Here is a 14,090-nt window from a genome sequence, read left to right on the forward strand (position 1 = left end):
GGGCACTGCCGGCCCCCTCGCCCGCGGACCCGCCGTTCGTGCACATCGCCGACGACCCGGCCCACCCGCAGGTACTGCTGCCCAGCGAGAGCCGGTACCGCCAGCTCTACGCCCCCGCACCGCAGATCACCGGGAACGACGAGCCGCTGCACCGGTTCGTCGGCCGGGCCCTCGCCGCGGGCGACCCCGCCACCACCGAACTCGCCGAACAGGTGAAGGCCCTGCACCTGCTGGCCGGGCTCCCCACGGCCCGGCTGGAGCGCGTCTTCACCGAGCACCTGGACTGCGCCGCCTACCGCCTGGACGCCTGGCGGCTGGGACTGGCCACCGAGAAGCTCGTCCAACTGCGGTACGGCCCCGACGACACCGACACCGCCACCCCCCGCACCGGCCTGCACCTGGGTGCGTACGGCTGGCTGGAGGACGTCGCACCGCGCACCGAACCCCTGGCACGGATGTCCGTACCGGAGCAGCTCCGCCCGGTCTTCGGGGCGGACACCCTCCCGCACGACCCGCACAACGGCGGCTGGATCCACGCTCCGTCCCCGGCCCAGGCCGCGACCGCCGCGGTGCTGCGCGCCGGGTACCTCGCCAACGGCGGCCGGGAGGACTCCGACGCCTTCGCCGTCGACCTCAGCTCCGGCCGCGTCCGCGCCGCGCTCGCCCTGCTCGACGGGCTCCGGCAGGGCCAGTCCCTCGGCGCGATGCTGGGCCGCCGCTTCGAACGGGGCCTGCACGAAGGCCATCCCGGCGTCGAGCTCGACCGGTTCGTCCAGCCGCTGCGCGACGCGTTCCCGCTGCGGGCCGGCCGGCTCTCCCACGTGCCCTCCCCGACCGACGAGGTCCAGCTCGTGGAGGCCCGCACCGTCGTGGACGGACTGGAACTGGTCCGGCGGGCCACCCGGCAGGGCCTGACCCGGTATCCGTACGGGGCCGAAGGACTGCCCCAGGACCTGAGCGACCCCCAGCGGCGGGCCATCGACGCGGAACTGGCGAACCTCCTCGAACTCCACGACGCGCTGGCCGACCTCGCCGTGGCCGAGAGCACCCACCAGACGCTCCTCGGCAACCCCGAACGCGCCGCCGCGACCCTCGACGCCTATGCCAAGGACGGCTTCCCGCCGGAGCCCGACGTGGTCAGGACACCGCGCAGCGGCACCACCCTCACCCACCGGCTGGCCCTCCAGTTCACCCCCGGGCTCGGCCCCGACCACGGCGCCGGAGCGGCCGGCCACAGCAGCCCGCGCGGCCGCGCCGAACCCGCCGTCAACGACTGGCTGGCCGCCCTGCTGCCGGACCCCGATGACGTGGCGGCGCTCGTCACCTGGACCGACCCGGTCACCGCCGAACCACGCAGCCGCGTGATCACCCAGGCCGACCTCGGCCTCCAGGCCGTCGAACTGCTGTGGGCGGTCCGCCCGGCCGGAGAGGCCGCCACCGGCGACCTCGACGACCGGATCATCCGCGAGCTCCTCGGCTCGCGACCCCCGCGGCCGGACGCCCGGCCGGTCATCCACTACACCCGGCGCGTCCCGGACAAGATCAGCTTCTTCGAACTGTCGCCGCTGATCGGCGCCCTGCGGACCCTGCTGACCACCTCACGCCCGCTGCGCTCCACCGACCTGGTGCCCGGCGCCGGGACCGCCCCCGTGGACCGGACCACCGACGAGGCCGTGTCCCTGCCCCGGGAACGCCCCGCCAAGGTCCTGGAATCCCTCACCGGGCTACGGGACGACACCGCGGCCTTCCTCTCGGACCTGGAGCCGCTCCTGCCGCCCGCGCCCGCACCACCCGGCCGCGCCGAGATCCTGCGTCTCGCCGACGAGTTCCTCACCCGGTACGCCGACCTCGCCGCCGGGGCCGGCCGCTTCGGGCTGCTCCGCAGCGGCTGGGCCGAACTGGCCGAATGGCGCCGCGGGGTGTTCACCGAGGTGCTGGCGGCGACCGCCGCCACCGCGGCCCGGATGGACCGGTCCCTCACCGAGGCCGACGCGCTCCTGGACCGGTACGACCACCACCTCCCACCGGCCACCTCGGACGCGGAGCGGTTCCGTCTCCTGCACCAGGCCGAACGGCTGCTGACCACCGTGCCCGTCACCCCGCCCCCGGCCCGCCCGGCCCTGCTGCGCGCGCAACTGCTCTCACCCCGCCAGAAGTTCGCCGACCGGCTGGACAGCCTCACCGCCGTCGCACGGACCGACCGAACGACCCTGTCGGGGCTGCTCGCACAGGTGGCCGCCCTGCTGCCGCTCGACGCCTTCGACCACGCAGGCCTCGACCTGACCCCGTACGGCGACCGGACCGTCCAGCAGGCCCGCGAGCTGCTCACCCGCGCCCGGGCCCTGCTCAAGGAGATCGAGGAACGCGTCGAGGCGGCCCGGACGGCCCTCGACGGCTACGACGCGGCCGTCACCGGACCCGACCGGGTACAGGCCGGGCTGGACGCCCTGAAGGCCCTGCTCGGCGAGGACGTCCTCGCCGTACCGGAGTTCACCCCGCCCGAGTACCTCGCCCGCGACTGGCGCTCCGCCCTGCGCGACAGCGAGGAACTGATCGCCCACCTGCGCACCGACCCGCCCGCACCCCGCACCTTCCCCGTGGAGGACTGGCTGCACGGCATGGCCCGGATCCGCGACAAACCGCGACTATGGGAGAAGACCGTGATCCTCGCGGACGCCCTGATCGGGTACGGCGGTCTGACCGTCACCCGGGAGGAACCCCGCCTCACCCCCGTCCAGCTGCCCTACCGGGCGGACGACCACTGGCTGGCCATGGACTTCCCGAAGGACCCGCGGCGGCGCCGGCCGCTCAACGAGGACCGGGTCCTGTTCACCGCGCACTACGCGGCCCCGTCCGCGCAGCCGCTGCCCGGCGTCCCCCAGGCCTGCGGGCTCCTCCTCGACGAATGGACCGAGGTCGTCCCGGCCGACCGGGAGACCACGGGCATCGCCGTCCACTACGACCGCCCGGACGCGGAGCCGCCGCAGGCCATGCTGCTCGTCGCACCGCCCCGGCCGGACGGCGCCTGGACCACCGAGGACCTGCTCACCGCGATCTTCGACACCTTCGACCTGGCCCGCGCCCGGGCCGTGGAACCCGTACACCTGGAGGACACCGCGTACGCCCAGCTGCTGCCCGCCACGGTCATGTCCGCGACGCGCAAACCCATCACCGTCAGCACGGACCTCGCGCTCGGCAACCTGCGCAGGCAGGCGACGGCCCATGACTGAACCGGCCCGTATCGAATTCCCGCTCGCCCTGGACCGCCGGCTCGAACCCACCGTCGGTGTCTGGAACCGGCTGGAGGGGCGGCCCCGCACCACCGACTTCGCCAGGGCGCTGCGGGCCGAGGTCCGCGACCCGCTGTGGATGCTCACCCGGCAGTGGCAGATGGGAGAGTTCCGCGGAGCGGACGCCGGTTCACCGGTGACCGCCACCTACTCGGTGGCCGGCGCCCCGCCCACCCGGTTCCGCCCGCCGGCCGGCCCGGTGGAGGCGCTGCCCACCGACCGGCCGCTGGAGTCCGTGGCCGAACGCCGCCCGCTCCAGTTCAGGTTCGGCACCGACCCGGTCTCCTTCGACCTGCGGCTGACCCTGGGGCACCGCTGGCTGAAGCTGATCCGCGGGCTGCTGACGGCAGGGGCGGAGGACTTCCGCGGGCAGTACGTCACCGCGTACCCGATCGCCCTGCCGGACCCCGACGACCCCCTGGACGGTCCCCGGGTGGCCCACCCCGAGGTCTGGGCCACGATGCAGGCCGTCTCCGGGCGCCACATGGACGGATACCTGCTCTACCGGCACCTCACGTACGAACACGGCCTCGCCTCCGACGGCATCGTCAACGTGCAGCACATCCACTACGAGGAGCTCAACCGGCGGGGCCGGGAGTTCGTCGCCTGGTTCGACACCCTCATCGACCAGCCCGCCGGGGTCCCCGCCTGGGATCCGAGCCAGCTCGAACACCGTTTCTCCGTGGCCGCCGCGACCGCCGAGGGGGAACAGGTCCTCACCGCGCCGGAATACCCCGGGGGCGAACTGGAGTGGCACGCCTTCTCGGTGGACGGCAGCGGCCCCCTGGGCGGCACCGGGCCCGCACCCGAACCCCTGCACCGGACGGTGTTCCCGGCACCGGTGCGGTTCTCCGGGATGCCGCTGCCCCGCTGGTGGGCGCTGGAGGACGGGCGGACCAACTTTGCGGCGGTGAGCCCGGACAGTACCGACCTGGCCCGCCTGATCTTTCTGGAGTTCGCGCTGGTCTACAGCAACGACTGGTACCGGCTGCCGTGCGACCTGCCCGCCGGCACCCTGGCCACGGTGCACGGGCTGAGCGTCACCGACGTGTTCGGGGAGCAGCTGTGGATCACCCCGGCCGGTGCGGGGGACACGGCGGACCGGCAGCGCTGGTCGATGTTCACCCTGGACGCGGTCCGCGGGGGGCGGACCACCGGGCCGTCGGCGCTCCTGCTGCCGCCCGGTGTGCCGAGCGTCACGGACGGACCGGTGCTGGAGGAGGTGCTGCTCGTCCGCGACGAACAGGCCAACCTGGTGTGGGGGCTGGAGCAGACGGTCCGTACGGCGACCGGCGAGCCCCGCCGCGGCAGCGAGATGGCCGCCGAGAGCACCGCGCACCGGCTGCGGCTGCACCCTCCCGCGCAGCCCAGCGACCCGCGCGCGCCGGTCGCGTACGAGGCGATGAGCTCCGTCCCCGAGCACTGGATCCCCTTCGTCGCCGTCCACACCGGCGCGGACGACCGGTCGGTTCGGCTCCAGCGGGCCGCGATGCCGCACCCCGTCGACGGGACGGCGGTCCGGCCCCGGACGGAGCTGCTGCGGGTGGGCCTGGACGTGCCGCCCCCACAGGACCCGCAGGCCTACTACGTGAACGAGGAGGAGGTTCCCCAGTCCGGCTCCCGCCTGACGGTGGCCTTCAACCGCGCCCGGTGGCGGGACGGCCAGGTCTGCGTCTGGCTCAGCGCCCGCCGAGGCGCGGGCCGCGGCGAAGCCTCCAGCGGTCTGTCCTTCGACCACCTGGTGCAGCCGCCGAGACCTCCCTCGGTGTAGGCGGCGTCCATGCCTTCACGCTTCCGCCGCCTTGGCGTGCTCTTCGTCGAGCCACCCGGCGACGGTCGCGCCGTATGCGGCGGCGGCCTGCTCCCAGGGGAAGTGACCGGAGTCGAAGGAGACGAGGCGGCTGTTCGGGAGCCGGTCGTGCAGGTAGACGCCGTTGGACGGCGGAACCAGTTCGTCGTGCTCGGCGTTCATCACCAGCACCGGCGTCGTGATCGACGGCAGCAGGTCCCCGAGGACGGGGAGTTCCGCGGGGTACGCGCGCACGTAACGAGCCGACTCGGCGAAGCGTCCGTCCTCGTAGGAGGACACGTAGTCCTCCCACACTTCGGGCTCCTCGCCCTTGGGCGCCCCCGCTTCCACCGCCGCGCCGACCGAAGCGCGGGCGTCGAAGTCTTCGAGGAAGCCGAGGTCCGGCGCCGCGATGATGTCCGCGAGCGCGCCGGACACGTCCAGCGGATACGCCGCCCCGCCGCTGCCGACGATGACCGATGCCACCGACTCCGGGTGGCGGGCGGCCAGGAACAGCGCCGCGCCGGTGCCGACGTCCGGGCCCAGCACGTGCGGGGTGCCCAGGCCCCATTCGCTGATCAGGGCGTACAGAAACTCACCCATCGCCGAGGGCGTGAAGAGCTCGGTGCGCCCCTCCGAGTGGCCGAATCCGGGCAGGTCGACGGCCACCAGCCGGCCCAGTGGCGCCAGGCGCGGCCAGATGCGGCGGAACGCGAGGAGGCTCTCCGGCCACGGGCTCGTCATGAGGAGCGTCGGCCCCGGCTGTTCGCCGGTGTCCACGTGGCGGATCGCCAGGCCGTCGACGGTCCGTGTCCGCAGGGCACTCCCGGTCAGCGCTGCGCTGGTCATGATCTCTCCAATCGGTCGAACGTCAGCAGGTGTCCGCAGCCGTCGGCGAAGTTCATCGGGACGCCGATCGCCATCGCGCGGGTGCGGGCCCTGTCGACCATGGTCTGGGCCGTATCCAGGTCGATGCTCATGGCGTTTGCGCCTGTCGTCAGCGGTGCGAGTTCGTGGTGCCTCTGGCGGGAGCGTCGATCTGTTCGGCGATCCAGGAGGCTGCGAACGTGGTCCAGGCCGCCGCGTCGCCGGCCCCTTGGGCGAGCCCGAGACCGTGGGGGCCGTGCGCGAAGACATGGACCGTGTGCGGGACGTCGTGCGCGGCCAAGGCCGCGGCGAGGCGGTAGGTGTGCTCGGGAGGGACGTAGATGTCCTCGGCGGTGTGCCACAGGAAGAACGGTGGTGACTGGGCGGTCACGAGCTTGTCCAGCGAGGTCTCACGCCGCAGGTCCGGTGCGGCGTCTTCGCCGAGCAGGATGATCCGCGAGGGCCGGTAGGTCTCGGTCTCCATCGACGTGATCGCGTAGCCGAGTACGGCGAACTGGACCGACTCACGCGGGTCGGCGGTCGGTGCGAGCGCGGCGTGCCCGGCCAGGTGCCCTCCTGCGGAGAACCCGATCAGACCGATGCGCTCGGCGCCCTGTTCGCGGCGGCGCCGGATCTCGGCTCGCAGCGCCAGCAGGGGCTCGGGATGGGGCGCATGGAGCGGGTACCGGAACACGCTCGCCGAGATGCCGAGCCCACCGAGCCAGTCGGCGATCGGCTCCGCTTCGTGTGCCGCGTGCGCCGCGTACCCGCCGCCGGGGAGCACGACCATGTGGATTGTCGCGGCCCGGGCCGCGCCGACGTCTGCGCGGCGCGACCCCATCGGTTCGTGTCGACCCCTCACCGCTGACCTCCGTATTCGGCCATGGACGGCGTCGCCGGCCTGTTCCCATGAGACCGTACCCAGGTCATCAGCCAGCCGGACGCCCCGACACCACGCGAAGATGTGAGCGCGCGGATCTGGTGCGCGGCGGCCCGTCGGGGAGTGCCCGGTGCCGGCGCTCAGCCCTGCGGTGCGGTGTCGCCGTCAGGAGCCCCAGCGGGAGGCCCGCGCGGCGAGTTCGAGGACGGTGACGGCGCCGGGTTCGCCGCGCTCGCGGAGGAATTCGCCCGGGACGGTGTAGCGGGCGCCGGCCTGCGGGGAGCGTGCGGCCTGCCGCACGACGTCGTCGACCAGCACGGTGGCCATGTCCAGCCGCGGGTAGCGGCTGTGGAGCGCCTCGCCCTGGGCGTCGGTGACGAACTCGGTTCCGAAGCCGATGTCGACTCCGATGCCGCGGCGGGTGAGGTAGGTCAGCACGCCACGGCGTTCGGCGATGCCGTCCGAGGTGTGCAGGGCGATCGCCTCCCACACCGGGTCGGTCTTGTCCGCGCCATAGCCGTGCTCGGTGAGGAACCGGGCTGCCATGTCGGCGCCTTCGACCTCGAACCGCGCCTGGCCCGGGGCCGACGGCGAGGCCCCGAGGTCGTGCAGGACGCAGGCGTGGAAGAGGAGTTCGGCATCGAAGTCGAGGCCCGGTTTCAGTCCTTCGTGTTCGGCCAGCAGCGCGGCGAACACGTAGCTGCGGATGCTGTGGTTGGCGACCGGCTCGCTCTCGCGCGACCGAACGAGCTCGACGGCGGCCCGGGCGATGGGAGTGTCCGGGAGCGCGGGCAGGAGGCTGGTTTCAGTGTCCATGAGGCGACCGTAGGCGCGTACCGAACCCACCTGTCAGTGGCACGCGTGCCATGAAGCGATAGAATCATGCCAGGACGGATCGGCCATCAAGCGGGGCACACCACGTGGTCGTGATGGCCCTCGAAAACGTCCTCGCGCTGGACATCGGGATCCCCTGGCGGCGGCACGGTGGCTGCCCGACCTGGACGTTGGCAGTCCTGCTGGCGTAGTCGTCACGGAAGCGCGGCCAGAACGGCGAGCTCAAGCGGTCAGCGCATCACCGCTGTTCAGGAAGTGGGCGTAGCCCTCTGCCGGACTGCGGTAGCCATGGGTCTTGCGCGGCCGATGGTTGAGCTCATGGGCCATGGCATCCAGGCCGGCCCGACTGAACGTGCGAAGGTCCGCACCCTTGGGCAGGTACTGCCGGAGCAGCCGGATGGTGTTCTCGTTGGTGCCGCGCTGCCACGGGCTCCGCGGCTTGCGGAGGTAGATCGGCATCCCGGTTCCGGCGACGATGCCGCCGCTTTGACACAGCAACTGGCGGACGTGGCGCATCGGTGCCCCGAGCGCCCGCCCGATCAAGCTGAACGACTGGCCCTCGCGCCGGCGACTCCAGGTCTCATGTCCTGTCACCAGCATCCGGTGTCTCGCGATCAGCCCCGCTCGAAGCAGTGAGAGCGGCCGATGACGGAGAAGCCGCGGCGTTCGTACCAGTGTCGTGGCCAGTCCGTCGCATCAGCGGTCAGGAACCGGGTACCGCAGTCCTTGTCGGCGGCCAGGCGCAAGGCGGTGGTCACTACGGCATCGGCGTAACCGCGCCTGAGGTGGGCCTCCGAGGTGATCAGGTCCTCGATCTGGGCTGTGCCGGTTGCCGGATCCAGATAGAGGTCGGCCCATGAGGCGACCTCGCCCTCCTCCGTGCGGGCACCGAGGAAGTGAACGATGTCGGCCCCGCGGCGGCGAGCCTCACGTCGGTCGACGAGATGACGTATGACCTCGTCGTCGACGTCTGGAAGGAGGTCCCGCCATCGCCGGGTGAGTGGGATGCGTAGCGCGTCGAGGTCCAGGTCCTCCGCGGACCCGCTGGCCGGCACCGGGCCCGTATGCAGCATGACCAGATAGGTGGAGTGGGTGTATCCATCCCGGAGCAGTGGCTGTGCGCACGCCATTCCGACTTCGTCGTCAAGGACGGAGATCAGTCGGTGGGGCAGATGCCCCAGTGCCTCCTCCGCGATGGCGGGCACCGCCGCGGAGTCAACGACCGTATCGATGACGACCTGGTTGTTGGCGCGGGAATGTGCGAAGGCGTCGTCGTATACGGCGAACCCGCCCGGAAGGTCGACGATGCGCGCGGCCTGGCGGCGGGCGAAGGCCGACAGGAAGGAGTTGATCCGCTGTAGTTCTGAGTTCGGCATGGGGCGAGCGTAGGCAGCTGTGGACCATGGCCGCCTGCGAATTACCTTCGGCGGGGCGAAGGCCTCTCGCGGATGCTCGCGCGCGGCGGAGTCCAGGAGGTCGCGTTCAGGGCGGAGGCCCAGCCGGACGGTAGGACCATGCTCGGCCTGGCCTGGCCTGGCCGAGCCCGGTCGTGGAACCGGCTCTCGGCTACCCGGACCTGGAGGTGCTCGTCCTGGTCGACGGCTCCCTTGCCGAGCTCTGGCTCCGCCGTCCCGATCCGGTTCCCGGGGCAGTGCCGGCACCATCGGCGGATCCGGATCCGGATCCGGAGTCGCTGGAGCGGACGCTGCGCGAGCGGTTGCCTGACGCCGTCGGAGCGACAGAGGAGGAGACCGCTGCCGCCGAGGCGCGCCTTGGTATCACACTGTCCGATGAGCTCAAGGTGCGGTACGGGTGACACGGGTGTACTCGCGTGGCGTCTTCGATTCCTGGGACCATCCAGGCCGCCGCCCCTCTCGCCCTGGACGTCCTGATGATCGGCGCCCGGGATGGCACACCCTTCAGCCTCGCCCCTGTCACGGGACTGCCCCGTCTGCGCACTCTGACCGCGATGCCCGGCACACTGGCCGACCCCCTGGAGGTCGCGGGGCGCACCGAACGGGACTTCCTGGAACTCGGCGCGCAGGAATGGCGGGTGCCCCGCGACGACACGGCCACGCATGGGGATGAGGGAACAGAGATCGCTTCGTGAGGACACGCGACCCCATCCGTTTGTCGGTGGCACGGCATACGTTGCACGGACGGAAGTGGGGGACCGTTCACGCACGGACGCGTGTTCCAGGGCGCAGGGCACCACGTGCCCCGGCAGGCCCCCACGGCTCGATCCTCAGGGGGGATCTTGACTTCACCGCACCGCGGACGCCTGCGCGCCCTGGCCGCCGGGGGCGTACTCGCCCTGGCCGCCGGCGCCCTCTCCGCCGCCCCGAGTACCGCCGCCCCGCAGGACTCAGCACCCGCCTCCGCCCTCGCGCGGCCCTCGACCGCCCCGGCACCGGCGTCGGCCTCCAGCACCGCACCGCGCCGCGACGGCGGGCACCCGACCGTCGTCATGCCCGACCGCGCCACGCCCCCCGCACCGGTGGCCGCCACGGCCCCGCCGCGGCACGACGTCGACGGCGACGGCATCAGCGACATGATCGTCATGGAGTACGACCAGAGCACGGCCGTCTACCTGTCGTCGATCTCCTCCTGGAGCGACTACGCCATCTACAAGACCGACCCCGAGGCCTCGTTCAAGGACCTGCTGCCGGTCGGCGACGTCGGCGGGACGACCAAGGCCGAGTTGCTCTCCCTCTCCTTCGACGGCGTACTCACCCTCTACGAGACCGGCCTGAAGGGCACCTCGGCGCCCCTGTGGTCCGGGGGCGGCTGGCAGACGTACAACCGCCTCGTGGCCACCGGCGACGTGACCGGGGACCACCACCCCGACCTGCTGGCCCGCGACCACGTCGGCGACCTGTGGCTGTACACCGGCACCGGAACCGTCAGCAAGCCCTTCAACACGCGGGTCAAGGTCGGCTCCGGCTGGGGGACGTACGACCAGATCGTCGGCGCCAGCGATGTCGACGGCGACGGCCTCGGCGACGTCTTCACCCGCACCCTGACCGGGGAGCTGTGGTTCCACAAGGGATCCGGCAGCGCCACCGCCCCGCTCAAGCCCCGCGTCAAGGTCGGCACCGGCTGGAACGCGTACAACGTGATCAGCGGCCCGGACGACGTCGACGGCGACGGCTTGAGCGACCTGGTCGCCCGCAACCGCGACGGCTTGCAGTACTTCTACAAGTCGATCGGCGGAGGCAAGTTCGCCGCACCCGTCTACTACGGCAACGGGTGGGAACTCAACCGTTTCATGGTCGGCGCCGGCACCACGCAGCTCTACGGCAAGTCACAGAACCTCATGACCGAGGCCAACAACACCCTGGCCAAGTACTACGCCCTGGCCAACGGCACCTACGCGACGCCGCCGATCGCGGTCGGCACCGAGACGCCCGGCTCCCGCACCACCTACGCCACCGGGCTCAACAGCCACAACCACGCCAGTTATGTGCAGAACATCGGCAGCGACCTGTACATCCGCGGCCAGAAGGTCAGCACGACGTGGAACTACACGCTCATGGTCGGCCCCGGTGACCTCACCGGCGACGGCAAGGGCGACCTGCTCAGCCGCGACTCCGCCGGTGTCCTGTGGCTGCACCCCGGCGACGGCGCGGTGGACACCAAGCTCGGCGCGCGGATCAAGGTCGGCACCGGCTGGAACGCCTACAACGCGGTCGTCGGCGCCGGCGACTACTCCGGCGACGGGCGGCCCGACGTGCTCGCCCGAGACACCTCCGGCCGGCTGTTCCTCTACAAGGGCACGGGGACGTCCACCGCGCCGTTCGCCGCCCGGGAGCAGGTCGCCACCGGCTGGAACGTGTACGACACGCTGGTCGTGCCGGGTGACATCGACGGCGACAGCAAGGGCGATGTGCTCGGCCGCCTCCCGGACGGCGTCATGTACCTCTACACCTCAACGGGCAACGCCGGCACCGCGACCTTCACCGCCCGGGTGAAGTTCGGCTCCGGCTGGAACATCTACAAGAACATGATCTGAGTCCCGCGGCCGCCCGTCGGCCAGTCCGCGACGGGCGCCGGCGCGGGCCCGTCCACCGGCACCAGCCGGCGGGCGGGCCCGCGTCCGCTGAGCGATGTGAAGAACGGCAGCAACGGAGGCGGTTCACCGCCTGGATAGCTGCCCCGTACCGCCCGCACGGCGTTTCCCGGCCGATATCTCGGAGACGGCGTACAGAGCGCCGAACGCCATCCGGGATCGACCGCTGCCCGAGCCGCCAGGGCGTGCCGGAGCCACCCGTAGGGCTTGCCCCGTGAACGGTTGGCAGGTGGCACAGCCCGGCTGCGTACACCGGGCCCGCCCAGCGGGACGGCCGTACCTCGGGGGAGGGGCTCTCCGTCGCGGCGCAGGATGAGGTGGACGCCGACCGGCAGGGTGTGTGCCGGGCACCGCGATCACCGCGCGGCTGCCCGAAGGCGTAGCCCCCTCAACCCGGCTGTCAGTGGCGTGGTCGAAGATGAGGTGCATGATCCAGATGTATCCGCTGGCCCTGCCGGGCACCCTGGTGGACCACCGCCGCATCGACCTGGCCGTGCTGTACTCCAAGGGCTGGGGCGTTCACGCCTACGACGTCGTCGGCGCGCCGAACGGAGAGGTGTACGCGCTGTACGGGGTGTACCGCCACACCTACGGGGTGACCGATGACGAACAGGACCCGGGGCAAGCCAACTTCGGGTACCGCATCATCACCCGGTACGCCCCGGACGGCGAGGTCATGGCGAGTGCCGTGTTCCGCTCGGACGGCGCCGGGGAGCCGTCGGCGGTGGTCGACGGCGGCGACATGAGCCTGTGCGTCCTGCCGGACGGCGTCCTCGCGATCAGCGCCCGCCCCGACAACACCACCCTGGTCGCCCCCGACCTGAGCCGGGTCCTGGCCGCCTACGACTCGAAGGACCGGCGCCCCTTCGGGGAGTTCGCGCCGGGCGACGCCTTCGCCACCTCCATCGGCGTGACCCCCTCGGGCCGCCTGCTGTGCACCGTCGCCGAGTACGGCGTGTGGCGCTACGGCAACCTCCTCACCAACATCGTCGGCGTGGCCGATGGCCCCCTGACCACCACCTCCAAGCCGGCGATCGAGGCGATCGCCTCGCTCGACCCCCAGCCGGCCCACCACAGCGAGGTCGACTCGCGCGCGCATGCCGTGCACCAGGGTGCGCCGATCGGGCTGGCGAACCGGCCCCGGCCCGCGCTGACCGAGCTGGTGGCCGGCGAGGACCACCTCTCGAACTGGGACCGCTCGCGCCTGGGGCGGCCGGTGCCGCTGGCAGACGACCTCTTCGCCGTTCCCATGTATGCCAGGACGTTCCGCGGCGGCAGCCGCGGCCAGCCCTTCGTGTTCGCCCTCGTCAACGACCAGGGCGAGATGACCGGACGCCTCCACGGCCTGCACGAGTGGCGCGACTCTCCCTTCACCGGCTTCTGCTTCAACCTCGCCGCCGACCCGCACCGGGGCCACGCCTACCACCTCAACCGCTACGGCCTCTACGCCTGGAACCGGGCCGGAGTGCTCCGCGCCAAGCTGGATACCGAGGACAAGGCCTTCAAGCCACTGGCCCACTTCGCCCTCGGCGCCTGCACCCCCGACGGCGACCTGCTGCTGATCCACACCAAGCAGCACCTGATCCTGCGCGTACCGGCCCCCGAAGACCTCACCGGCCTCGCGGCCGCCGTCGAAGAAGCGCTCCGCGCCTACACCCGGCGGCGCACCGCCCTGAAGAAGCAGTGGACACCCGTCAATTGGCACTGGACCCAGACGTCCGTGCCGCTCCACCGCCTCTGACCGGGCGAACGATGACCCTGCCGCCCCGGAAGCCGCAGGCGACAGGGTCACTTCGTGACCACGGTTCTCGCCGCCGAGCGGGAGCGGCTGGGGGCGCCATTCCCGGACGGCCGGCTGGAGGAGCACCGGGTGGTCGACTTGAGGGTCGTCATCCGGCCTGCGTGTTGACGTTCAGCCGAGAAGGCGGAGCCCGGGCGTGGCAGCCGGTCCCGCCCGGGTCAGGGCGCCGCCCGGCCGTCGACCGGGATGTCCAGTCGGTCGGCCAGGGTGGTGAGGGTCGGCCCCAGGGGGAGCGCGACCCGGGTGAGGGCGTGCTGGTCGCCGCGGGTCGGGTCCTGGTTGACGATGAGTACGGGCTTTCCGTCCCGGGCCGCCTGGCAGACGAACCGGAACCCGGACATCACTGTCAGTGAGGATCCCAGGACCAGCAGTGAAGCCGCCCCGGCGACCAGTTCGCGGCAGTGCTGGACCCGCCGCGGCGGAACGGATTCGCCGAAGAACACCACGTCCGGTTTGAGGATGCCGCCGCACTCCGAGCACGACACGACACGGAAGTCCCCGACCTGCCCGTCGGTGAGGTCGGCGTCACCGTCCGGGTTCAGTCGGGCGGCGACCGGCTC

11 protein-coding genes and 2 pseudogenes are annotated in these 14,090 nt (G+C 72.1%); 6 read left to right on the forward strand and 7 right to left on the reverse strand.

The genetic code is table 11. From position 1 onward, the window contains the following. Together ACFV0Q_RS26680 and ACFV0Q_RS26685 are read left to right on the forward strand one after the other, a co-directional pair. A pseudogene (locus ACFV0Q_RS26680) lies at window positions 1-3,230 on the forward strand (hypothetical protein); the annotation flags it as partial. Further along, window positions 3,223-5,061, forward strand: a complete 1,839-nt coding sequence (locus ACFV0Q_RS26685) for a hypothetical protein (protein ID WP_385008899.1) — start codon at window positions 3,223-3,225, stop codon at window positions 5,059-5,061. The pseudogene ACFV0Q_RS26680 and the gene ACFV0Q_RS26685, both read left to right, overlap by 8 nt. Window positions 5,062-5,076: 15 nt before the next feature. On the opposite strand, the gene ACFV0Q_RS26690 is transcribed toward ACFV0Q_RS26685, so the two are convergent. From ACFV0Q_RS26690 to ACFV0Q_RS26715, 6 genes and pseudogenes are all read right to left on the reverse strand, one after another. Continuing rightward, the gene (locus tag ACFV0Q_RS26690; protein ID WP_385008900.1) at window positions 5,077-5,928 is read right to left on the reverse strand and encodes an alpha/beta fold hydrolase; all 852 of its coding nucleotides are present in this window, start codon (window positions 5,926-5,928) and stop codon (window positions 5,077-5,079) included. After that, a complete protein-coding gene (locus ACFV0Q_RS26695; protein WP_385008901.1) occupies window positions 5,925-6,059 on the reverse strand; it encodes a hypothetical protein in 135 nt (44 codons plus the stop codon). Before ACFV0Q_RS26695 ends, ACFV0Q_RS26690 begins: the two co-directional genes overlap by 4 nt. Before the next feature lie 17 nt (window positions 6,060-6,076). Beyond that, the gene (locus ACFV0Q_RS26700; protein ID WP_385008902.1) at window positions 6,077-6,736 is read right to left on the reverse strand and encodes an alpha/beta hydrolase; all 660 of its coding nucleotides are present in this window, start codon (window positions 6,734-6,736) and stop codon (window positions 6,077-6,079) included. Between the two features lie 255 nt (window positions 6,737-6,991). Continuing rightward, window positions 6,992-7,642: an HD domain-containing protein gene (locus ACFV0Q_RS26705; protein ID WP_385008903.1), complete on the reverse strand. Its 651-nt coding sequence runs from the start codon at window positions 7,640-7,642 to the stop codon at window positions 6,992-6,994. Between the two features lie 240 nt (window positions 7,643-7,882). After that, window positions 7,883-8,125 (reverse strand): annotated as a pseudogene (locus ACFV0Q_RS26710) (transposase); the annotation flags it as partial. 149 nt (window positions 8,126-8,274) lie between these two features. Further along, window positions 8,275-9,036, reverse strand: coding sequence for a GNAT family N-acetyltransferase (locus tag ACFV0Q_RS26715; RefSeq protein ID WP_385008904.1), 762 nt, complete (start codon window positions 9,034-9,036; stop codon window positions 8,275-8,277). Window positions 9,037-9,209: 173 nt separating this feature from the next. Here ACFV0Q_RS26715 and ACFV0Q_RS26720 point away from each other — a divergent pair, with 173 nt between their 5' ends. The 4 genes from ACFV0Q_RS26720 (at window position 9,210) to ACFV0Q_RS26735 (ending at window position 13,470) form a co-directional block, all read left to right on the forward strand. Beyond that, the gene (locus tag ACFV0Q_RS26720; protein ID WP_385008905.1) at window positions 9,210-9,476 is read left to right on the forward strand and encodes a hypothetical protein; all 267 of its coding nucleotides are present in this window, start codon (window positions 9,210-9,212) and stop codon (window positions 9,474-9,476) included. Window positions 9,477-9,629: 153 nt separating this feature from the next. Continuing rightward, window positions 9,630-9,770, forward strand: a complete 141-nt coding sequence (locus tag ACFV0Q_RS26725) for a hypothetical protein (RefSeq protein WP_385008906.1) — start codon at window positions 9,630-9,632, stop codon at window positions 9,768-9,770. A 147-nt stretch (window positions 9,771-9,917) separates the two neighbouring features. Continuing rightward, the gene (locus tag ACFV0Q_RS26730) at window positions 9,918-11,672 is read left to right on the forward strand and encodes an FG-GAP repeat domain-containing protein (RefSeq protein ID WP_385008907.1); all 1,755 of its coding nucleotides are present in this window, start codon (window positions 9,918-9,920) and stop codon (window positions 11,670-11,672) included. 484 nt (window positions 11,673-12,156) lie between these two features. Beyond that, window positions 12,157-13,470, forward strand: a complete 1,314-nt coding sequence (locus tag ACFV0Q_RS26735; protein ID WP_385008908.1) for a hypothetical protein — start codon at window positions 12,157-12,159, stop codon at window positions 13,468-13,470. A gap of 218 nt (window positions 13,471-13,688) precedes the next feature. Here ACFV0Q_RS26735 and ACFV0Q_RS26740 read toward each other — a convergent pair. Continuing rightward, window positions 13,689-14,090: Sir2 family NAD-dependent protein deacetylase (locus ACFV0Q_RS26740; protein ID WP_385008909.1), on the reverse strand; the 402-nt coding region annotated here is incomplete at its 5' end.

The organism is Streptomyces sp. NPDC059564 (assembly GCF_042735575.1).
GTDB lineage: Bacteria > Actinomycetota > Actinomycetes > Streptomycetales > Streptomycetaceae > Streptomyces.